The sequence below is a fragment of the Pseudomonas sp. 2995-1 genome (assembly GCF_002742505.1).
Taxonomy (GTDB): domain Bacteria; phylum Pseudomonadota; class Gammaproteobacteria; order Pseudomonadales; family Pseudomonadaceae; genus Aquipseudomonas; species Aquipseudomonas sivasensis.
Genome location: NZ_LJSA01000332.1, coordinates 525,377 through 545,192, shown reverse-complemented (window position 1 = coordinate 545,192; position 19,816 = coordinate 525,377). Strand labels below are relative to the sequence as shown.

General features: G+C 60.5%; 19 protein-coding genes. 12 read left to right on the top strand and 7 right to left on the bottom strand.

What is annotated here, in order from left to right; genetic code table 11:
* Position 1 precedes the first annotated feature (1 nt).
* Positions 2 to 901: a D-hexose-6-phosphate mutarotase gene (locus tag AOA61_RS11500; protein WP_099601772.1), complete on the bottom strand. Its 900-nt coding sequence runs from the start codon at positions 899 to 901 to the stop codon at positions 2 to 4.
* Between the two features lie 57 nt (positions 902 to 958).
* Positions 959 to 1,363: an acyl-CoA thioesterase gene (locus AOA61_RS11495; RefSeq protein ID WP_003176975.1), complete on the bottom strand. Its 405-nt coding sequence runs from the start codon at positions 1,361 to 1,363 to the stop codon at positions 959 to 961.
* A 409-nt stretch (positions 1,364 to 1,772) separates the two neighbouring features.
* On the opposite strand from AOA61_RS11495, the gene AOA61_RS11490 reads away from it, so the two are divergent.
* The 8 genes from AOA61_RS11490 to AOA61_RS11455 all read left to right on the top strand — a co-directional run bounded on the left by AOA61_RS11490 (position 1,773) and on the right by AOA61_RS11455 (position 12,028).
* Complete coding sequence (locus tag AOA61_RS11490; protein ID WP_032884461.1) at positions 1,773 to 3,062, top strand: MFS transporter; 1,290 nt, start codon at positions 1,773 to 1,775, stop codon at positions 3,060 to 3,062.
* 258 nt (positions 3,063 to 3,320) lie between these two features.
* Positions 3,321 to 4,307 carry a phosphate ABC transporter substrate-binding protein PstS gene (locus AOA61_RS11485; protein WP_032884460.1) on the top strand — a complete coding sequence of 329 codons (987 nt, stop codon included), beginning with the start codon at positions 3,321 to 3,323 and terminating at the stop codon, positions 4,305 to 4,307.
* A 384-nt stretch (positions 4,308 to 4,691) separates the two neighbouring features.
* Positions 4,692 to 6,725, top strand: coding sequence for an ABC transporter permease subunit (locus tag AOA61_RS11480; RefSeq protein WP_177326410.1), 2,034 nt, complete (start codon positions 4,692 to 4,694; stop codon positions 6,723 to 6,725).
* Positions 6,726 to 6,740: 15 nt separating this feature from the next.
* Positions 6,741 to 8,411, top strand: a complete 1,671-nt coding sequence (gene pstA / locus AOA61_RS11475; RefSeq protein ID WP_032884458.1) for a phosphate ABC transporter permease PstA — start codon at positions 6,741 to 6,743, stop codon at positions 8,409 to 8,411.
* Positions 8,412 to 8,542: 131 nt separating this feature from the next.
* On the top strand, positions 8,543 to 9,376 hold the full coding sequence (gene pstB, locus AOA61_RS11470) for a phosphate ABC transporter ATP-binding protein PstB (protein ID WP_032884457.1): 834 nt from the start codon (positions 8,543 to 8,545) through the stop codon (positions 9,374 to 9,376).
* 70 nt (positions 9,377 to 9,446) lie between these two features.
* Positions 9,447 to 10,208 carry a phosphate signaling complex protein PhoU gene (phoU, locus tag AOA61_RS11465; RefSeq protein ID WP_032884456.1) on the top strand — a complete coding sequence of 254 codons (762 nt, stop codon included), beginning with the start codon at positions 9,447 to 9,449 and terminating at the stop codon, positions 10,206 to 10,208.
* A gap of 168 nt (positions 10,209 to 10,376) precedes the next feature.
* A complete protein-coding gene (locus AOA61_RS11460; protein ID WP_032884455.1) occupies positions 10,377 to 11,285 on the top strand; it encodes a response regulator in 909 nt (302 codons plus the stop codon).
* An 80-nt stretch (positions 11,286 to 11,365) separates the two neighbouring features.
* Positions 11,366 to 12,028, top strand: coding sequence for a M23 family metallopeptidase (locus AOA61_RS11455; protein ID WP_032884454.1), 663 nt, complete (start codon positions 11,366 to 11,368; stop codon positions 12,026 to 12,028).
* Between the two features lie 3 nt (positions 12,029 to 12,031).
* Here AOA61_RS11455 and AOA61_RS11450 read toward each other — a convergent pair whose 3' ends face one another.
* From AOA61_RS11450 to phoB, 3 genes are all read right to left on the bottom strand, one after another.
* Entirely contained in the window at positions 12,032 to 13,372 is a 1,341-nt protein-coding gene (locus AOA61_RS11450; RefSeq protein WP_032884453.1) for a hemolysin family protein, read from the bottom strand.
* 270 nt (positions 13,373 to 13,642) lie between these two features.
* Positions 13,643 to 14,929 carry a phosphate regulon sensor histidine kinase PhoR gene (gene phoR / locus AOA61_RS11445; RefSeq protein ID WP_185168236.1) on the bottom strand — a complete coding sequence of 429 codons (1,287 nt, stop codon included), beginning with the start codon at positions 14,927 to 14,929 and terminating at the stop codon, positions 13,643 to 13,645.
* Between the two features lie 82 nt (positions 14,930 to 15,011).
* Positions 15,012 to 15,701 carry a phosphate regulon transcriptional regulator PhoB gene (gene phoB / locus AOA61_RS11440; protein ID WP_032884451.1) on the bottom strand — a complete coding sequence of 230 codons (690 nt, stop codon included), beginning with the start codon at positions 15,699 to 15,701 and terminating at the stop codon, positions 15,012 to 15,014.
* 155 nt (positions 15,702 to 15,856) lie between these two features.
* Between phoB and AOA61_RS11435 the strand changes: the two genes are divergently transcribed.
* Entirely contained in the window at positions 15,857 to 16,237 is a 381-nt protein-coding gene (locus tag AOA61_RS11435; protein ID WP_095185229.1) for a hypothetical protein, read from the top strand.
* Between the two features lie 32 nt (positions 16,238 to 16,269).
* Here AOA61_RS11435 and ubiA read toward each other — a convergent pair whose 3' ends face one another.
* Complete coding sequence (gene ubiA / locus AOA61_RS11430) at positions 16,270 to 17,160, bottom strand: 4-hydroxybenzoate octaprenyltransferase (protein WP_032884449.1); 891 nt, start codon at positions 17,158 to 17,160, stop codon at positions 16,270 to 16,272.
* The gene (locus AOA61_RS11425; RefSeq protein ID WP_099601771.1) at positions 17,160 to 17,723 is read right to left on the bottom strand and encodes a chorismate lyase; all 564 of its coding nucleotides are present in this window, start codon (positions 17,721 to 17,723) and stop codon (positions 17,160 to 17,162) included. Before AOA61_RS11425 ends, ubiA begins: the two co-directional genes overlap by 1 nt.
* Positions 17,724 to 17,918: 195 nt before the next feature.
* On the opposite strand from AOA61_RS11425, the gene AOA61_RS11420 reads away from it, so the two are divergent.
* The 3 genes from AOA61_RS11420 (at position 17,919) to AOA61_RS11410 (ending at position 19,738) form a co-directional block, all read left to right on the top strand.
* On the top strand, positions 17,919 to 18,086 hold the full coding sequence (locus tag AOA61_RS11420) for a rubredoxin (protein ID WP_032884447.1): 168 nt from the start codon (positions 17,919 to 17,921) through the stop codon (positions 18,084 to 18,086).
* Between the two features lie 36 nt (positions 18,087 to 18,122).
* A complete protein-coding gene (locus tag AOA61_RS11415) occupies positions 18,123 to 19,271 on the top strand; it encodes an NAD(P)/FAD-dependent oxidoreductase (protein ID WP_099601770.1) in 1,149 nt (382 codons plus the stop codon).
* 191 nt (positions 19,272 to 19,462) lie between these two features.
* Positions 19,463 to 19,738: an HU family DNA-binding protein gene (locus AOA61_RS11410; protein WP_003176958.1), complete on the top strand. Its 276-nt coding sequence runs from the start codon at positions 19,463 to 19,465 to the stop codon at positions 19,736 to 19,738.
* Positions 19,739 to 19,816: the final 78 nt, after the last annotated feature.

The window sequence follows — 19,816 nt, the reverse complement described above, 5'->3', positions numbered from 1 at the left end:
TTTACAGGGCGATAGAGGTGATGCTCACGCCCAGTGTGTGGCTTTCACCTGGGGCCAAGCTCACCACATCATCCAGCACATTCGCCGTCTCGATGCACAGCATGCCCTGCCAGCCATCGTCGGCCATGTCGTCGAAGGCCTTGGCGCGTTCGGTCCAGGGGTTCCAGATCACGGTCGATTTCGAGCCTTGACTGGTGAGTTGGATTTGGCGCTGCCAGTCTCTGTCGACAATGCTCAACTGCGCGGGCGTATCGAGGTAAATGCGGTCGGTTTCGGCACTGAAGTGCAGCAGGCCGGATTGCTTCTTCTCGCTCCAGCCATCGGCGGTATCGATGTACGCCGAGCCTTCCAGGCCGTCGACCTGCACGTTGCGCACATCGCTCACGGCGAAGTAGGTGTGCAGCGCCTGGCTCAGGGTTACGGCGTCGGTGCCACGGTTATGGCTGGTCAGGCGGATGTGCAGTTGATCGTTTAGCAGCAGACTCAAGGTCAGGTCGACCTGATGGGGCCAGCCGGGAAAGCCGCCTGCAGGAACGGGTAGTTCCAGGTCCACCCGCAGCGTTTCACCTTCAAGTGTTGTCCCGGCCAATGCCCAGGTCGCGGTGCGCACGAAACCGTGAGCGCCCGCAGGTTGATCAATTTGGCGCATCGCCTTCACGCTCTGCGGGTTTCGGTCGAACACCCCGAACCATGGCCAGCACACCGGTACGCCAGTGCGGATGCCTTTGCCTTGCTTGAATACCGCTTCAGGGTTCGGCCAGATCAGCGGCTGCTCGCCCTCACGCCCGTAACTGAAGATATGCGCGCCCTGCTGGGCAATCATCAGTTCAGCGCCGTTGTGGCGGATACGCCAGCAGTCCAGCTCGTCGATTTTCACGGTTTCAACGTGGGGCGTAGGCATACACAGCACTCTCAATGGCAGGCAATGGGGCAATTGACCGTCAAAACCCGGCGAGGTTTAACGCGCGCGCGACGGCACTGAGCGCGTTCGGCCGCTGCCATCGATAGCGACGAATACAAACACCGCCTCGGTCACCTTGCGCCATTCGCTGGACAGTGGGTCGTCGCTCCACACTTCGACCATCATCTGGATCGAGCTGCGGCCGATTTCCAGGGCCTGGGTATAGAAGGACAACTGCGCGCCCACGGCCACCGGCACCAGGAACGCCATGCGATCAATCGCCACGGTAGCCACGCGACCGCCCGCAACCTTGCTGGCCATGGCGGTACCGGCCAAGTCCATCTGCGCGACCAGCCAGCCGCCGAAGATATCGCCAAAGCCATTGGTTTCACGCGGGAGCGCGGTGATTTGCAGGGCGAGATCGCCTTGCGGGATAGGATCTTCTTGTTCGAGTTCGATCATGCCGTGGGGCCTCTGACCCGTGACGCTTTTATAGGTGGAGCAGGGTGGATAGCCGACTGTTAGAAAAACGTTTCAGCACAAACATACTCCGTTCGATACGTTTCTCGTAAGGCGTACTAAAGGGAAACTCTGCCAAATCGGCTGGATGGCACCCAACGACGTTTTGGCACAGCAGCCCCTCAAGGCTGCGGGTCTTGCGCTCGCAAGGGCCGAGTATATCGAGACCCTGGCGCCACGACGACCTCCCGGCGTTCATTTGGTCGGTAAATAGACGCTGTATCGCGGCTTTTGTGCACAACTGTTCTCCTGGCGCTGTGCTTTTACAAGCGATTTGCTATCTTGCCAGACCCGCCGCAAGTCCCGGGCGTGCCGTCCTTATTACGATGATTACTATAAGAGAAGCCTTGCCATGTCCTCCGTGCCCGCAAGCAGTGCGCAACCTTCGCGCCCGCTGACCCGCAACGACTACAAAACCCTGTCGCTGTCTGCCTTGGGCGGGGCGCTGGAATTTTATGATTTCATCATTTTCGTGTTTTTCGCCACCGTGGTCGGAAAGCTGTTCTTCCCTGCAGATATGCCCGAATGGCTGCGAATGATGCAGACCTTCGGCATCTTCGCCGCCGGTTACCTGGCCCGCCCGCTGGGCGGCATCATCATGGCGCACTTCGGCGACCTGCTGGGTCGCAAGAAAATGTTCACCCTGAGCATCTTCATGATGGCCGTACCGACCCTGATCATGGGCCTGCTGCCAACCTACGCGCAGATCGGCCTGTGGGCGCCGATCCTGCTGCTGCTGATGCGCGTCATCCAGGGCGCGGCGATTGGCGGTGAAGTGCCAGGCGCGTGGGTGTTCGTCTCCGAACACGTTCCGCCACGCCACATCGGCTACGCCTGCGGCACCCTGACCAGCGGCCTCACCGCCGGCATTCTGCTGGGTTCGCTGGTGGCTACCGCGATCAACACTATTTATAGCCCTGAGCAGGTCTCGGATTACGCCTGGCGTATCCCGTTCCTGCTTGGCGGCGTGTTTGGCCTGCTGTCGGTGTACCTGCGTCGCTGGCTGCATGAAACGCCGATCTTCGCCGAGATGCAGCAACGCAAAACCCTGGCCGCCGAGTTGCCATTGCGCGCGGTACTGCGCGACCACCGTGGCGCGATCGTACTGTCGATGCTGCTGACCTGGCTGCTGTCGGCCGGCGTGGTGGTGGTGATCCTGATGACTCCGACCGTGCTGCAAACCATCTACCATTTCAGCCCGACCGTTGCGCTTCAAGCCAACAGCCTGGCCATCGTGACCTTGAGCCTGGGTTGCATCGCCTCCGGCGCCCTGGCCGATCGCTTTGGTGCCGGCCGCGTGCTGATCAGTGGTTGCGCGCTGCTGCTGGCGACCTCTTGGACGCTCTACCACAGCCTGCTGACTCACCCGGACTGGCTGTTCCCGCTGTACGCCTTGACCGGCCTGTTCGTCGGCACCATTGGCGTGGTGCCGTACGTGATGGTGAAAGCCTTCCCGCCAGTGGTGCGCTTCAGCGGCTTATCGTTTTCCTACAACGTGGCCTACGCCGTGTTTGGTGGCCTCACGCCGCTGGCGGTGTCCCTGCTGATGAAGGAAAGCCCGATGGGCCCGGCTTACTACGTGGCCGCGCTGTGTGTCATGGGGATGGTGGTAGGTGGCTATCTGTGGAAGCGTGGCCGCTAAAAGCAGCCCGATCCACCCGTGGCGAGAGGGCAAGCTCCCTCGCCACGGGGCAGGTGTCCGTTCATTGATTGCAGTGTGTAGCTGATTTACCGCGTTACCTGCGCATTACCCCCGTTTCTCCGCGCCATACCTTCCTGACCTGCTTGATCTCCCAATGCTGGCCTTTCATCCAATTGTCATATTTCAGACATAGAGTGTTCACACGGCCTCTCGATACTTGGCCCCGATCCAACTATCCCTATCTGCTAGGAGCAAGGCATGAAACTGAAACGTTTGATGGCGGCAATGACTTTTGTCGCTGCTGGCGTTGCGACCGCCAACGCGGTGGCCGCAGGTGTTGATCCGGCAATCCCGGCTTACGTTAAGACCACTGGTGTGTCGGGCAACTTGTCCAGCGTCGGTTCCGATACCCTGGCTAACCTGATGACCCTGTGGGCCGAGGGTTACAAAAAGGAATACCCGAACGTCAACATCCAGATTCAAGCTGCCGGCTCCGCTACCGCACCACCTGCGCTGACTGAAGGCACCTCCAACCTGGGCCCGATGAGCCGCAAGATGAAGGACACCGAACTGGCTGCCTTCGAGCAGAAGTACGGCTACAAGCCAACCGCTATCCCGGTTGCCGTGGATGCCCTGGCCGTGTTCGTGCACAAGGACAACCCGATCCAGCACCTGACCATGGAGCAAGTCGACGCGATCTTCTCCTCGACTCGCCTGTGCGGTGGCAAAGCCGACGTGAAAACCTGGGGCGACCTGGGTGTGACCGGCGACCTGGCCAACAAGCCAGTACAGCTGTTCGGTCGTAACTCGGTATCCGGCACCTACGGCTACTTCAAGGAAGAGGCCCTGTGCAAAGGTGACTACAAGCCTAACGTGAACGAACAACCAGGCTCGGCGTCGGTCGTGCAGTCGATCAGCTCCTCGCTGAACGGCATCGGTTACTCGGGCATCGGCTACAAGACCGCCAGCGTGAAGACCGTGGCCCTGGCCAAGAAAGGCAGCACTGACTTCATCGAAGACACCGAAGAAAACGCCCTGAACGGCAAATACCCGCTGTCGCGTTTCCTCTACGTTTACGTCAACAAAGCCCCGAACAAGCCTCTGGCTCCGCTGGAAGCTGAGTTCGTGAAGCTTGTGCTGTCGAAGCAAGGCCAGGAAGTTGTAGTGAAAGACGGCTACATCCCACTGCCAGCCAAAGTTGCCGCCAAGGCCCTGGCTGACCTGGGTTTGAAAGAAGGCAACTGATTGCCTCCGCGGGGCCGGCTCACCGGCCTCGCATCCGAATTTTCTAGTCCGCTGCCAGCTATGCTTCGCGGCGGATTTGTTGCGTCACTGCACTGTCATCTTTCTGTCATACAGGATCGCTAGGGTGTGCGCATGAATGATCTGGCCAATTCCACCATGACGACGACTTCTCCTCCCAAGCGCATTGATTTCAATACGCCTGAGCTGCAACGCAAGCGCCGCATTCGCGCGCTTAAAGATCGCCTGACCCGTTGGTACGTGCTGGTGGGCGGCCTCGCTGTCCTTGGCGCTATCACCCTAATCTTCTTCTTCCTCGCCTACGTCGTCGCGCCATTGTTTCAGGGCGCCTCGTTGACCAAGGAAGACGCGCTGACCCCGGCCTGGATTCAGGACGCCGGCAAGCCACTGATGATCTCCCTCGAAGAACAGAACCAAGTCGCCATGCGGGTTTCCGACAAGGGCCAGGCGCTGTTCTTTGAAGTCGAGACCGGTGCTGAACTCAAGCGCGTCGACCTGCCGCTTCCAGCCGGCACCAGCGTTGCTTCTATTGGTGAAGACCAGCCGGGCAGCCCGCTGGTGATCCTCGGTTTGTCCAATGGGCAGTCCCTGGTGTTCCGCCACACCTATAAGGTGTCTTACCCGGACGGCAAGAAAACAATCACCCCGGCGATTGAATACCCTTACGGTGAAACGCCGATCGTGCTGGATGACGCCGGCCGCCCGCTGGAGCATGTCGCCCTCAACGCCACTGATAGCTCGTTGGTGATCGCAGGCTCGGCCGGTTCGCACTTGAACGTGCTGACCCTGAGCCGCGAAGAAAACATGATGACCGGCGAAGTCACCAGTGAGCAGAAGCGTGTCGAGCTGCCGCAAATGACCGAGCCGGTGAAGGCGATCTTCATCGACCCGCGCCAGCAATGGCTGTATGTGATCAACGGCCGTGCCCTGGCGGATGTGTTTAGCCTGCGCGACAAGAGCCTCAACGGTCGCTACAAACTGTTGGAAGACGGCAACGCCGAAATCACGGCCAGCACCCAACTGGTGGGCGGTATCTCGCTGATCATCGGTAACTCCAAAGGCGGCCTGGCCCAGTGGTTCATGGCCCGCGACCCGGATGGCGAACAGCGCTTCAAGCAGATCCGCACCTTCCAGATGGGCACTGCGCCTATCGTCGAAATCACTGCCGAAGAGCGCCGCAAAGGCTTCACTGCCCTGGACGCTTCCGGCAAGTTCGGCGTGTTCCACAGCACCGCCCACCGCACCCTGCTGGTGGACCCAGTGGTCGATGGCCAGGGCGTGTTCGGCCTGTCACCGCGGGCCAACCGCGTGATCGTCGAAGCCGGCGGCAAGCTGCAACCGCTGCTGCTCGACAACCCGCACCCGGAAGTGTCATGGAGCGCGCTGTGGAGCAAGGTCTGGTACGAAAACTACGACGAGCCTAAATACGTGTGGCAGTCGACCGCCGCCAACACCGACTTTGAACCCAAAATGAGTCTGGCCCCGCTGACCTTCGGTACCTTGAAGGCCGCGTTCTACGCCATGCTGCTGGCCGCACCGCTGGCCGTTGCCGCTGCGATCTACACCGCCTACTTCATGGCCCCGAGCCTGCGCCGCAAGGTCAAGCCGGTGATCGAATTGATGGAAGCGATGCCGACGGTGATCCTCGGTTTCTTCGCCGGCCTGTTCCTGGCGCCGTATGTCGAAGGGCATCTGCCGGGGATTTTCAGCCTGCTGATGCTGTTGCCGATTGGCATCCTGGTGGCCGGGTTTGTCTTCAGCCGCCTGCCTGAATCCATCCGCCTGCGCGTTCCCGATGGTTGGGAAAGCGCGATCCTGATTCCGGTGATCCTGTTTGTGGGCTGGCTCTCGCTGTACATGAGCCCGTACCTGGAAACCTGGTTCTTCGGCGGCGACATGCGTATGTGGATCTCCCACGACTTAGGCATTACCTACGACCAGCGCAACGCCCTGGTAGTCGGCCTGGCCATGGGTTTTGCGGTGATTCCGAACATCTACTCCATCGCCGAAGACGCCGTATTCAGCGTGCCGCGCGGCCTGACCCTGGGCTCCCTGGCGCTGGGCGCCACGCCGTGGCAGACCATGACGCGCGTGGTGATCCTGACCGCCAGCCCGGGCATCTTCTCCGCACTGATGATCGGCATGGGCCGTGCAGTAGGCGAAACCATGATCGTGCTGATGGCCACCGGTAACACGCCGGTGATGGAGATGAACCTGTTCGAAGGCCTGCGAACGCTCGCGGCCAACGTCGCGGTGGAAATGCCGGAGTCGGAAGTGGGCGGCAGTCACTACCGCGTGCTGTTCCTCTCGGCGCTGGTGCTGCTGCTGTTCACCTTCGTCATGAACACCCTCGCCGAGCTGATCCGTCAGCGTCTGCGCAAGAAATACTCGTCGCTTTAAGAAAGGTAGAAGTCTGTGAAACAGAACTCCCTGAATGGATGGTTCAAGAGCGGCGCCCCCGGCGTCTGGATCAGCGGTGGCGCGGTGTCCATCGCGGTCATTATGACCATTGGTTTGCTGGCCGTGATTGCCGTACGTGGTTTGGGCCACTTCTGGCCAGCTGACCTGATCCAGGCCAACTACAACGTGCCGGGCCAGGAAAACCACATCGTCATCGGCGAAGTGGTGCAGAAAGAAGAAGTACCCCGCGAGCGCCTGAAAAGTGCTGGCCTGCCGGTGCCTGATGAAGGCCCGGAGTTCATGACCCGCGAGCTGATCAAGGTCGGCAACCGGGATTTGAATGGCAACGACTTCACCTGGATCGTTGGCGAGTGGTTGAAAGACCAGAGCACACCGAAAAACCTCATGGCCATCGAGCGTCGTGAGTGGGGCAATTTCTACGGCACCCTGGTCAACGTCAAGCAGGATGGCAAGGTTATCGCCGAAGGCGAGGCCGCTTGGCCGGAGCTGCAGGCCCGTGTCGATCGCGTCAACAAGCTCGCCGCACAGCTCAAGAGCCTGGAAAAGACTGATATCGGCGCGATCAACGCCGGACTCGAACGCATTCGTCTGCACGGTCGCAAACTGGAGCTGGAAGGCAAACTTGATGCCGCCGCCCAGGCCGATATGGATGCTGACCGCGCCGAGCTGAATGCCCGTTACCAGGACATCGAAGCGCGCCTTGCCGACCTGCACGCCCAGTTCAACCGCGATGCCTTGACTGCTCGCGATGGCAACGGCAAGGAAATTGAAATCGGCATCGGCAAAGTGGTCCACGCCTACCAGCCGAACGCCATGGGCACGATGACCAAGATCGGCTTCTACTTCAGCAAGGTCTGGGAATTCTTGAGCGATGACCCACGGGAAGCCAACACCGAAGGCGGGATTTTCCCGGCGATCTTCGGCACCGTGATGATGACCCTGATCATGGCGATGATCGTGACCCCGTTCGGCGTGCTGGCGGCCGTGTACCTGCGTGAATACGCCAAGCAGAACACCCTGACTCGAATCATCCGCATCGCCGTGAACAACTTGGCCGGTGTACCGGCCATCGTCTACGGCGTGTTCGGCCTGGGCTTCTTCGTGTATGTACTGGGTGGCTCAGTTGACCGCCTGTTCTTCGCCGAAGCCCTGCCGGCACCGACCTTCGGTACGCCGGGCCTGCTGTGGGCCTCGCTGACCCTGGCGCTGCTGGCGGTGCCGGTGGTGATCGTGGCCACCGAAGAAGGCCTGGCGCGGATTCCTCGCACCGTGCGTGAAGGCTCCCTGGCCCTGGGCGCGACCAAGGCGGAAACGCTGTGGAAGATCGTGCTGCCGATGGCCAGCCCGGCGATGATGACCGGCATGATCCTGGCCGTGGCCCGTGCCGCCGGTGAAGTGGCGCCGCTGATGCTGGTCGGCGTGGTGAAACTGGCCCCGTCGCTGCCGCTGGATGGCAACTACCCGTACCTGCACCTGGACCAGAAGATCATGCACTTGGGCTTCCATATTTATGACGTCGGCTTCCAGAGCCCCAACGTCGAAGCCGCACGGCCACTGGTGTACGCCACCGCCTTGCTGCTGGTGCTGGTGATCGCCACGCTCAACTTGTCGGCGGTGTGGATTCGTAACCACTTGCGCGAGAAGTACAAGGCGCTGGACAGCTGATCTGAATTGAACGCGGACTTATTTGTGGGAGGGGGCTTGCTCCCGAGCGGTGTGCCAGCCGGCACACATGTTTCTGAAGCATCGCTATCGGGGGCAAGCCCCCTCCCACACAACAGCACAGGGAGCATCCCATGCAACACGACACCCATTCCCATGGCATCAACATGTCTGCCCTGGGTCGCGACAAGCAGAGCCTGAGCCTGGCCCAGGAAACCGTGGCCATCGAAGTACCGGGCTTGAGCCTTTACTACGGTGACAAGCAGGCGCTGTTCGACGTCAGCATGAACATTCCCAAGCAGCGCGTGACCGCCTTTATCGGCCCGTCGGGCTGCGGTAAGTCCACGCTGTTGCGCACGTTCAACCGCATGAACGACCTGGTCGACGGTTGCCGTGTGGAAGGTGCGATCAACCTCTACGGCACCAACATCTACCGCAAGGGCGAAGACGTGGCCGAGCTGCGTCGCCGCGTGGGCATGGTGTTCCAGAAGCCGAACCCGTTCCCCAAGACCATTTACGAAAACGTGGTCTATGGCCTGCGTATCCAGGGCATCAACAAGAAGCGCATCCTCGACGAAGCGGTTGAGTGGGCCCTTAAAGGCGCGGCGCTGTGGGACGAGGTCAAAGACCGTCTGCATGAGTCGGCACTCGGCTTGTCCGGTGGTCAGCAGCAACGTCTGGTGATCGCCCGCACCATCGCCGTGGAGCCGGAAGTGTTGCTGCTCGACGAGCCGTGTTCGGCACTCGACCCGATCTCGACCCTGAAAGTGGAAGAGCTGATCTACGAGCTCAAGTCCAAGTTCACCATCGTTATCGTGACCCACAACATGCAACAGGCGGCGCGGGTTTCCGACTACACCGCCTTCATGTACATGGGCAAGCTGGTGGAGTTCGGCGATACCGACACCCTGTTCACCAATCCGGCGAAGAAGCAGACCGAAGACTACATCACCGGTCGCTACGGCTAGGAAGCTGTGGTTCTGTTTGCATTGACGCTGCGGTTCTCCGCATCTTACCGGACGCTCCAAGGACGCCAACATGATTAGCAAAGAAGGCCTTACCCATCACATCTCCGCGCAGTTCAACGCCGAGCTTGAGGAAGTGCGCAGCCACCTCCTGGCGATGGGCGGCTTGGTGGAGAAGCAAGTCAACGACGCCGTGACCGCGCTGATCGAGGCCGACTCGGGCCTGGCCCAGCAGGTGCGTGAGATTGATGACCAGATCAACCAGATGGAACGCAATATCGACGAAGAATGCCTGCGCATTCTGGCCCGTCGCCAGCCAGCGGCCTCGGACCTGCGTTTGATCATCAGCATCTCCAAGTCGGTAATCGACCTGGAGCGCATCGGCGATGAGGCCACCAAGATCGCCCGTCGCGCCATCCAGCTGTGCGAGGAAGGCGAAGCGCCGCGCGGCTACGTGGAGGTTCGCCACATCGGCGACCAGGTGCGCAACATGGTGCGCGATGCGCTTGACGCGTTTGCGCGTTTCGACGCCGATCTGGCGTTGTCGGTGGCGCAGTACGACAAAGTCATCGACCGCGAATACAAGACAGCCCTGCGTGAACTGGCCACCTACATGATGGAAGACCCGCGCTCTATCTCGCGGGTCTTGAGCATCATCTGGGTGCTGCGTTCCCTGGAGCGGATCGGCGATCACGCGCGCAATATCTCGGAACTGGTGATCTATTTGGTTCGCGGTACTGACGTACGGCACATGGGCCTTAAGCGCATGAAGGCTGAAGTTGAAGGTTCCGCCGATCAAATCCCTAATGTTCCGGGCGAATCTGACGATAAGTAAGGTTGCCCGAGAAATTAACGCCCGGCCTTTGGTCGGGCGTTTTCGTTTCTGGTGTCTGAATTTTTTGCGCAGCGGAATAAATAAAGTCCAGCTGTGACTACCGAGTTTTGGCAAAATGCCATCAGTCAGGCGTTCTGCGTGCCGAAGTTTTTATAGGATGAAGGGTCGATGAGTAAAGTCAGTGTATTGGTGGTGGATGACGCCTCGTTTATCCGCGATCTGGTGAAGAAGTGCCTGCGCAACTACTTCCCCGGGATCAAGCTTGAAGATGCGGTAAACGGCAAGAAGGCCCAGACCATACTGATGCGCGAGAGCTTCGACCTGGTGCTGTGCGACTGGGAAATGCCGGAAATGTCCGGCCTGGAACTGTTGACCTGGTGCCGTGAGCAACCGCACCTCAAGGCCATGCCGTTTGTGATGGTGACCAGCCGGGGCGACAAAGAGAACGTAGTGCAGGCGATCCAGGCCGGGGTTTCTGGTTACGTCAGCAAACCGTTCACTAACGAGCAACTGCTGAACAAGGTCAAACAGGCCCTGCACAAGGTCGGTCGCCTCGACGCCCTGGTTGCCAGCGCGCCGACCAAAATGAACTCGGCCTTTGGCAACGATTCCCTGAGCGCCCTGACGGGCGGCAAGCCTGAAGCGTTGCGTTCGGCCCCCGTTGCAGCTGCGGCGTCAGCGCCCAGCAAAGGCCTGCTCAACAGCCCGCCAGTGCAAGCCCCTTCCGCCGCGCCGGCCGCCGGTCGTGGCCAGGGTCAACTGCGGCTGTCCAGCGGCACTCAGCAATGTGTCATCAAAGCGCTGAGCATCAAGGAGGCGCTGCTGGTAGTGCGTCGCACTGAAGTCCTGCCTCAGGTGCTGGAAAGTGCGGTGCTCGACCTTGAGCAAGGCGACAACGCCGAGGTGGCCCGTCTCAACGGCTACCTGCACGCCATCGTCGCCTTCGAGCCCAAGCCCGACAGCGACTGGCTGCAACTGACCTTCCGGTTTATTGACCAGGATGCGCAGAAACTCGACTACATTTCCCGCCTGATTGCGCGCGGTACGGCTCAGAAGCATTTTGTGCCGGGTGCCTGATCCTTTAAGGTTCAGCTCACCACAAGATTGTCATTATCCCTTGCTAACCTGCCGCTCAGTCATCCCGGCAGGTTCGCGCCATGCTCCTTCGTCTTTTGATCTGCTGCGGGTTGGCCACGGTCACCACCTCGACCTTGGCCATGACCCTCTACAAATCCACTGACGCCAATGGCGTGGTGTTTTTCAGCGACCGGCAAACCCCCGGCGCCCAGGCGTTTGTGATCCAGGAACGCAAGGTCGAGCGTCCAATGCTCGACAGGCCAACCCCCCGTTATCGACCCCAAGCCTACCGCTACCCCTTGCCCTGGCGCGGCGGTCCGTTCCGCTTGACCCAAGGTCCCAGCGGCAGCTTCAGCCACACCGACGTCAAGAGCCGCTACGCCATGGACATCGCCATGCCCGAAGGCACGCCGATCATCGCCGCGCGCAGTGGCGTGGTGGTGAAGACCGAGAACGAGCAGGCCGGGCGGGGCAATGATGCATCGGGGAATTTTGTGCGGGTGCAGCATGATGACGGCACCGAGGGGGTCTACCTGCATCTGAAGCAAGGGTCGGTCAGTGTGAGGGTAGGGCAGCGCGTGGCGGTGGGGAGTCCGCTGGCGTTGTCGGGCAATACCGGCAACAGCAGCGGGCCGCACCTGCACTTTGTGGTACAGCGCGCCACCGAGGCAGGGCTGGTGTCGATCCCGTATGAGTTCAACCAGCCGGTGGGCGCATTGCCCAACTTTGCGTTGGGCAATTGAGGGTCAATCGAGCATCAATACCTTGGCCAGTACGATCTTCGGTCCTTTCATCTTCTTGATGATGATCCGCAGGCCTTCAACCTCCAGCACTTCCTCCTCTTCCGGCACCCGTTTCAGGGTTTCGTAGACCAGGCCGGCCAGGGTTTCGGCTTCGATATGGTCCAGGTCGATGCCGAGCAGGCGTTCCACCTTGAACAACGGGGTATCGCCACGTACCAGCAGCTTGCCCGGCTGGTAGGCCAGGATGCCGCGTTCGGCCTTGCGGTGTTCGTCCTGGATATCGCCGACCAGCACTTCCAGCACGTCTTCCATGGTCAGGTAGCCGATGATGTTGCCGTCGGCCTCTTCGACCACGGCGAAGTGCGAGCCGCCTTTACGGAACTGCTCCAGCAACTGCGACAGCGGCATGTGGCGCGACACGCGCTCCAGCGGGCGAGTCAGCTCGGCCAGGTTGAACGACTCGGGGATATGGTCGAGTTCGGCCAGCTCCAGCAGCAAGTCCTTGATGTGCAGCAGGCCGACGAACTCCTGGCGGACGCTGTCGTACACCGGGTAGCGGCTGAACTTGTGGCGGCGGAACAGTGCGAGGATTTCCTTGAGCGGAGCGTTGAATTCCAGTGTCACTAGGTCTTCGCGGGAGTTGGCCCAGTCGACCACTTCCAGTTCGCCCATTTCCACGGCCGAGGCCAATACGCGCATGCCTTGGTCGCTAGGGTCCTGGCCACGGCTGGAGTGCAGGATCAGCTTGAGTTCTTCGCGGCTGTAATGGTGCTCATGGTGCGGGCCAGGCTCGCCTTGGCCGGCGATGCGCAGGATCGCGTTGGCGCTGGCGTTGAGCAGGTAGATGGCCGGGTACATGGCCCAGTAGAACAGGTACAGCGGCACCGCCGTCCACAGCGACAGCAACTCGGGTTTGCGAATGGCCCAGGATTTGGGCGCCAGCTCACCGACCACGATGTGCAGGTAGGAAATCACGAAGAACGCCGCAAAGAACGACACGCCCTTGATCACTTCCGGCGATTCGACGCCCACGGCGGCCAACATCGGTTCAAGGATGTGCGCAAACGCCGGCTCACCGACCCAACCCAGGCCCAGGGAGGCGAGGGTGATACCCAGCTGGCAGGCCGACAGGTAAGCGTCGAGCTGGCTGTGTACGGTACGCAGGATCTGTCCACGCCAGCCGTTGGTGTGGGCGATGGCCTCGACTCGGGTGGAGCGCAACTTGACCATGGCAAATTCCGCCGCAACGAAAAAACCGTTGAGCAGTACCAGGATCAGAGCAAAAAGAATCATGCCGAAGTCGGCGAAGAGTGTAGAGAGGGTGATACCAGGGGAAGGGTCCATGATTGGGTTTTGCAGGTTCCATGTGTTCAATAAGGGGTGACAGGCAGGCCCGAGAGGCAGGCGCAAGTCGGCCAATGTAGCGGCTGGCGGGGCGCTTGCCTAGTGGTTACCGCCGGGTGGGGCCTGGAATGCCTTATTCGAAACAGCACAATTCCAATTGTGGGAGGGGGCTTGCTCCCGATAGCAGTGTGTCAGTCAGCATATCTGATACTGATGCACCGCCATCGGGAGCAAGCCCCCTCCCACATTTGGTTTTGTGCTGTGTTTGAGTTATTCGTCATTTCCGACAAGCCGCGAACGGGTCATCTGCGCTGGTGGAAAATGGCAGGTGAACGTACTGCCATGTCCCAGCACGCTGCTGATTTCCAGGCGCGCTCGGTGGCGCAGCAGCACATGCTTGACGATGGCAAGGCCCAGCCCGGTGCCGCCGGTGTTGGAGTTGCGGCTGGAGTCGACACGGTAGAAACGCTCGGTCAGGCGAGGCAAGTGCTTGGCGTCGATGCCGATGCCGGAGTCCTGCACGCTCAGGTGCGCGCCTTGCTCGTCGGCCCACCAGCGGATGCGGATGGCGCCTTTGTCCTGCGTGTACTTCACGGCGTTGAACACCAGATTGGAGAACGCGCTACGCAATTCGCCTTCGCTGCCCTTGAGCAACACCTGTGGATCGGCTTCCAGGCTGATCTGCTGCCCGCGCTCGCCGGAAAGGGCTTGCGCGTCATTCTTGATGGTCTGCAACAGGCTTTGCACCGCCACCGGATGATTGTCCGAGGGGTAATCGGTGGCTTCAAGTTTGGCCAGCAACAGCAGGTCGTTGAGCAGGGTCTGCATGCGCGAGCCTTGTTGCTGCATCTGCTGCAGGGCACGGCTCCAGCGTGGGTTGATCTCGTCGACGTTATCCAGCAGCGTCTCCAGATAGCCGCAGATCACCGTCAACGGCGTGCGCAGTTCATGGGAGACGTTGGCGACGAAGTCTTTGCGCATCTGCTCCAGTTGGTGGATGCGCGTTACGTCGCGAACCAGCATCAGGTGCTCGTTGTTGCCATAGCGCGTCAGGTACAGCTGGATGCGCACACGGTCGTTGGTCGGCGAGGGGATTTCCAAGGCTTCTTCGTAGTTGTCCTGCTCGAAGTATTCCTTGAAGCGCGGGTGGCGTACCAAGTTGGTCACCGGCTGGCCGCTGTCCTGGGGCGTTTTGAGGCCCAGCAAGGTCTCGGCGGCACGGTTCCACCATTCCAGGTTGCCGTCGCTGTCGAGCATGATCACCGCGTCCTTGAGCGCGGCGGTGGACTCCTGCACCCGGTCGATTACCGCTTGCAGGCGACCGCGTACCCGTTGGTCGCGGCGTTGCAGGTGGTAAATACTGTCGAACACCTCGCCCCACAGGCCGTAGCCGTCGGGTGGTGCTTCGTCGGGTTTGTGCTGGCGCAGCCATTCGTGCAGACGCAGCAGTTGCTTGAGGGTCCAACCCAAGTACAGGCCGATGCCGATGGCCAGGCTCCAGCCGTAGTAGCCGCTGATCAGCCCGACCAACAGGCAGCCGGTGATCAAAAGAAGCATGTGGCGGATCAGGGTGCCATGCCAGTTCTGGTTCACTTAAACATGCGTCCTTGTCAGCTGCTAAGGAAGTAGAAGGGTTGGCTCAGCTTTTGGTGGAGAACCGGTAGCCAGTGCCGCGCACGGTTTGTACCAGATTCTCGTAGGCGTCGCCCAAGGCTTTGCGCAGGCGGCGGATATGCACGTCAACGGTGCGCTCCTCCACATACACATTGCCGCCCCACACCTGGTCCAGCAGCTGGCCACGGGTGTAGGCGCGTTCCTGGTGGGTCATGAAAAATTGCAGCAGGCGGTATTCGGTCGGGCCCATCTCGGCCGGTGTGCCGTCGATGGTGACGCGGTGGCTGATCGGGTCGAGAATCAGACCGCCGACTTCAATCGGCGCTTCGCCATCGGTCGGGCCGGCGCGGCGCAATACCGCCTTCAGGCGCGCTACCAACTCCCGTGGGGAAAAGGGTTTGGTGATGTAGTCATCAGCGCCGACTTCCAGGCCCTGAATCTTGTTGTCCTCTTCGCCCTTGGCGGTGAGCATGATGATCGGAATATCCCCGGTCAGTTCATCACGCTTGAGGCGGCGGGCCAGTTCGATGCCGGAAGTGCCAGGCAGCATCCAATCCAGCAGGATCAGGTCCGGCTTACGGTCGACGATAATGGCATGGGCCTGCTGGGAGTTCTCAGCCTCCAGGCAGTCATAGCCGGCCATTTCCAACGCAACGGCGATCATCTCGCGGATGGGCGCTTCGTCGTCAACAATCAGAATGCTCCTGCCAACCATGCTCAAAAATCCTCTTGTCATTTAACTGTCTTGCGCCGCATTAGATAACGGAATTATTGCAGTCGTGTGACAGTAATTTAGTCGCTTGGGCAAATCACGGCACTCTGGACTACCCTTTGGGTCCGAATCCTGACAACCACAAAAGGAAGGTTCCTATGACTTACCGTACTGTTTCCTGGAAAGCCCTGCTGGTAACGGCCGCGTTGACGCTGCCGACCCTGGCGTTCGCGGCGGAGCCGGCGATGACCAAAGACGGGATGCTGGTGGATCACAAGGAAATGACGCTCTATACCTTTGCCAAGGATGCCGATGGCAAATCCATGTGCAACGACAAGTGCGCGACTAACTGGCCGCCGTTGATGGCCGAGTCTACCGACAAGCCAATGGGCAAATGGACTGTGATCACCCGTGATGACCAAAAGAGCCAGTGGGCCTACAACGGTAAGCCGCTCTATACCTTCGTCATGGATAAAAAGGCCGGCGACATGACCGGCGACGGCAAAATGGACGGCGCCTGGCAAGTCGCCAAGCCCTGATTCAGGCCACTCTCGGTGAGGGGCCTGGCCCCTCATCGAAACCCGTAATCCGCCACAATCCCAACAAAAATTGCCAACCCGGCCCAGTGGTTGTGCAAAAACGCCTTGAAGCATTTCAGGCGGTCTCGGTCGCGGGTGTACCAGAACTCCCAAGCGAAACACCCCGCCGCAGCTAGCAGCCCCAGATGGAACCATCCGCCCAACTCAAACCGCGTCCCCGCCAGCAACAGGCACACCAGCGCCAGGCTTTGCAGGGTCAGGATGATCACGCGGTCGGCATCGCCAAACAGGATCGCGGTGGATTTCACGCCAATCTTCAGGTCGTCGTCACGGTCGGTCATCGCGTAATACGTGTCGTAGCCTACCGTCCACAGCAGGTTGGCGATGTACAACAGCCACGCAGCAGCGGGCAGGCTGCCGGTCTCGGCGGTGAAGGCCATCGGCATCCCCCAGGAGAACGCCGCGCCCAGCACCACTTGCGGGTAATAGGTGTAGCGCTTCATGAACGGGTAGCTCGCCGCCAGCGCCAATCCACCAAGGGATAACAGGATCGTGGTGGCGTTGGTCAGCAGCACCAGCAGGAAACTGATACCCATCAGCACCGCAAAAAACACCAGCGCCTCTTTGGAGCTGATCTTTCCGCTCACCAGCGGGCGCTGCTCGGTGCGCTTCACATGGCCATCGACCTTGCGGTCAGCCCAGTCATTGATCACACAGCCGCCCGCCCGGGTCAGCACCACGCCCAACACGAAAATCACAATATTGATGAAAGAGGGAGAACCCTTGCCCGCAATCCACAACGCCCAAAGTGTCGGCCACAGCAGCAAGTAAATGCCGATGGGCTTGTCCATTCGGGTCAACTGAATGAAGTCCCAGGCCCTCGGGTTCAGGCGGTTCAGGGATTTGAGCAGACGTTGGTACATCAGCAGTTCTCCGGATGTTCATGCAGCACGTGCCAGAAGTCCGGCAGGAAGATTTCCGCTACCAACACGCTTAGCGATCCACGATCAAAACGTGAGCGGCGTGCCCATAGCCCATCCGCCTGATCGGCTGTCGGCAGCCATTGCCTTGGGTAATGGCACACCTCGATTGCCTGGCGCGTGAAGGCTTGATCGCAGAACAGCAACTCGCCCAGGGAGCGGCTGCCCAGTTCATCCATGTGCAGCCCATCGCCCTGCAAGGCACTGCGCGCCGCCACGCTGCGGGCAAACACCCACGGCTGATCGTGCCCACGTAAATACACCTCGCGCACCCAGCCGACAGTGGCCGGAGCCAAGTCCAGGGCGGCGCACTCGTCGTCTCGCAGCGGCTGCCAGCCTTCGAACAGTGGCGTTACGCTGAAACTGTCGTTGGACAGCCCTGTCAGCCGCCGTGTCAGCGAGCCGTCATCGAACAGCCAATTGAGGGTCAAAGGTGTAGGCAGAGGGCTCAAACGGCTCTGGATCAGCCATTGGCAAGCATCGGGGAGGGCGATTGAGTGCGGCACGGTGAGTCAGTATTGGCAGCAAAAGAGGCGGCGAGCTTACCATGGCACCCTGGGCTTTTGCCGGGCTCAACCGGCACCTTGCGTCGATCGCGCTTGCATCTGCCGGCCCCGATCAGTACAAAACGCCCTGAGCCGCGCGGCAACGCTGGATCCAACGACCGCCGGCCAAGACGCCTGAACCTGAGGAAGCAAGTAATGAAGAAGTGGCAATGTATCGTCTGTGGCCTTATCTACAACGAAGCCGACGGCTGGCCGGATGACGGCATTGCGCCCGGCACTCGTTGGGAAGATGTCCCTGCAGACTGGCTGTGCCCGGATTGCGGCGTGGGCAAAATGGATTTCGAAATGATCGAAATCGCTTAATCCCGAATTTAAGAAACGTACTACAAGGAGAATGGAATGAACGCACCTGTCGTGATCATCGGCACAGGATTGGCCGGTTATAACGTGGCCCGGGAGTTTCGCAAGCTCGACAGCGAAACCCCCTTGCTGCTGATCACCGCAGATGACGGGCGCTCCTACTCCAAGCCCATGCTCTCCACCGGCTTTGGCAAAAACAAGGAGGCCGACGGCCTTAGCATGGCTGAGCCGGGCGCCATGGCCGAGCAACTCAAGGCCGAAGTGCGAACTCACACCCGTGTCAGCGGCATCGACCCGGGCCACAAACGCCTGTGGATCGGCGAGGAAGCGTTGGTTTACCGTGACCTCATCCTGGCCTGGGGTGCAGAAACCGTACGCGTCCCGGTTGAAGGCGACGCGGCGGAACTGATTTTCCCGATCAACGACCTTGAAGACTACGCACGCTTTCGCGCTGCCGCTGCTGGCAAACGCCGCGTGCTGCTGCTCGGCGCCGGCTTGATCGGCTGTGAATTCGCCAATGACCTGATCCTTGGCGGGTATGAAATCGACCTGGTCGCTCCGTGCGAGCAAGTGATGCCAACCCTGCTGCACCCGGCAGCCGCTGCCGCTGTACAAGCTGGCTTGGAAGGCCTGGGGGCGCGTTTCCACCTGGGGCCGGTGCTCAACCGCCTGCAGCGCACGGCGGACGGGCTGGAAGCGCACCTTTCTGACGGTGAAGTGATTCCCTGCGATCTGGTCGTTTCGGCCATCGGCCTGCGCCCACGTATCGACCTGGCTGCCGCCGCGGGCCTGCAAATCAACCGTGGGATCATGGTGGACCGTCACCTCAAGACCTCCCACGCCAACATCTACGCCCTGGGCGACTGCGCTGAGGTCGACGGCCTGAACCTGCTGTACGTCATGCCTCTGATGACCTGCGCCCGCGCTCTGGCCCAAACCCTGGCCGGCAATGCCACCGCCGTCAGCTACGGCCCGATGCCCGTCACCGTGAAAACCCCGGTCTGCCCGCTGGTGGTTTCGCCGCCGCCAAGGGGCACCGAAGGCGTCTGGAGCGTCGAAGGCCAGGGCGCCGACATCAAGGCCCTGTGCCGCGACGCCAGCGGTCGCCTGCTGGGTTATGCGCTGACGGGCACGGCGGTGATGGAAAAACTGGCCCTCAACAAAGAACTTCCGCCTTTACTGGCGTAAATGCCGGTCGTTCTGTCGGAATTAGCACATTCCTACCCTCAGAAAGGTCGCCGCGAGACTGGCGGAGCGTGCGAGGGCATGCCATCCTCACTCCCGTCTGCCGCAGAGTAGAGCCTGCGGCGCTTTGGGCGCTGCTCCAGAAGAGAGCAGCACGGACATAACAACAAAAAACCGTCAAAGAGGCTTCACACATGCGTAAACCAGAACTCGCAGCCGCCATCGCTGAAAAAGCAGATCTCACCAAAGAACAGGCCAACCGCGTCCTCAACGCCGTTCTCGAAGAAATCACCGGCGCCCTGCACCGCAAGGACAGCGTCACCCTGGTTGGCTTCGGCACCTTCCTGCAACGCCATCGTGGCGCCCGCACCGGCAAAAACCCGCAAACCGGTGAGCCTGTGAAAATCAAGGCGAGCAACACCGTTGCGTTCAAGCCGGGTAAATCGCTTAAAGACACCGTCAACGCGTAAGCAGTGCCGTCTCGACAGGGGGCGGGGTGGTAGGAAAAATGGGCACGCCGACTGGGTCGGGTGCCCATTTTTTGTGGG

What these genes read in the sequence shown, in the direction of transcription:
- phoB (WP_032884451.1), bottom strand. Translation starts at nt 15,701, where the DNA reads ATGGTTGGCAGGAGCATTCTGATTGTTGACGACGAAGCGCCCATCCGC.
- AOA61_RS11495 (WP_003176975.1), bottom strand. Translation starts at nt 1,363, where the DNA reads ATGATCGAACTCGAACAAGAAGATCCTATCCCGCAAGGCGATCTCGCC.
- AOA61_RS11420 (WP_032884447.1), top strand. Translation starts at nt 17,919, where the DNA reads ATGAAGAAGTGGCAATGTATCGTCTGTGGCCTTATCTACAACGAAGCC.
- AOA61_RS11450 (WP_032884453.1), bottom strand. Translation starts at nt 13,372, where the DNA reads ATGGACCCTTCCCCTGGTATCACCCTCTCTACACTCTTCGCCGACTTC.
- ubiA (WP_032884449.1), bottom strand. Translation starts at nt 17,160, where the DNA reads ATGTACCAACGTCTGCTCAAATCCCTGAACCGCCTGAACCCGAGGGCC.
- AOA61_RS11435 (WP_095185229.1), top strand. Translation starts at nt 15,857, where the DNA reads ATGACTTACCGTACTGTTTCCTGGAAAGCCCTGCTGGTAACGGCCGCG.
- pstB (WP_032884457.1), top strand. Translation starts at nt 8,543, where the DNA reads ATGCAACACGACACCCATTCCCATGGCATCAACATGTCTGCCCTGGGT.
- phoU (WP_032884456.1), top strand. Translation starts at nt 9,447, where the DNA reads ATGATTAGCAAAGAAGGCCTTACCCATCACATCTCCGCGCAGTTCAAC.
- AOA61_RS11485 (WP_032884460.1), top strand. Translation starts at nt 3,321, where the DNA reads ATGAAACTGAAACGTTTGATGGCGGCAATGACTTTTGTCGCTGCTGGC.
- AOA61_RS11500 (WP_099601772.1), bottom strand. Translation starts at nt 901, where the DNA reads ATGCCTACGCCCCACGTTGAAACCGTGAAAATCGACGAGCTGGACTGC.
- AOA61_RS11410 (WP_003176958.1), top strand. Translation starts at nt 19,463, where the DNA reads ATGCGTAAACCAGAACTCGCAGCCGCCATCGCTGAAAAAGCAGATCTC.
- AOA61_RS11455 (WP_032884454.1), top strand. Translation starts at nt 11,366, where the DNA reads ATGCTCCTTCGTCTTTTGATCTGCTGCGGGTTGGCCACGGTCACCACC.
- AOA61_RS11460 (WP_032884455.1), top strand. Translation starts at nt 10,377, where the DNA reads ATGAGTAAAGTCAGTGTATTGGTGGTGGATGACGCCTCGTTTATCCGC.
- phoR (WP_185168236.1), bottom strand. Translation starts at nt 14,929, where the DNA reads ATGCTTCTTTTGATCACCGGCTGCCTGTTGGTCGGGCTGATCAGCGGC.
- AOA61_RS11490 (WP_032884461.1), top strand. Translation starts at nt 1,773, where the DNA reads ATGTCCTCCGTGCCCGCAAGCAGTGCGCAACCTTCGCGCCCGCTGACC.
- AOA61_RS11415 (WP_099601770.1), top strand. Translation starts at nt 18,123, where the DNA reads ATGAACGCACCTGTCGTGATCATCGGCACAGGATTGGCCGGTTATAAC.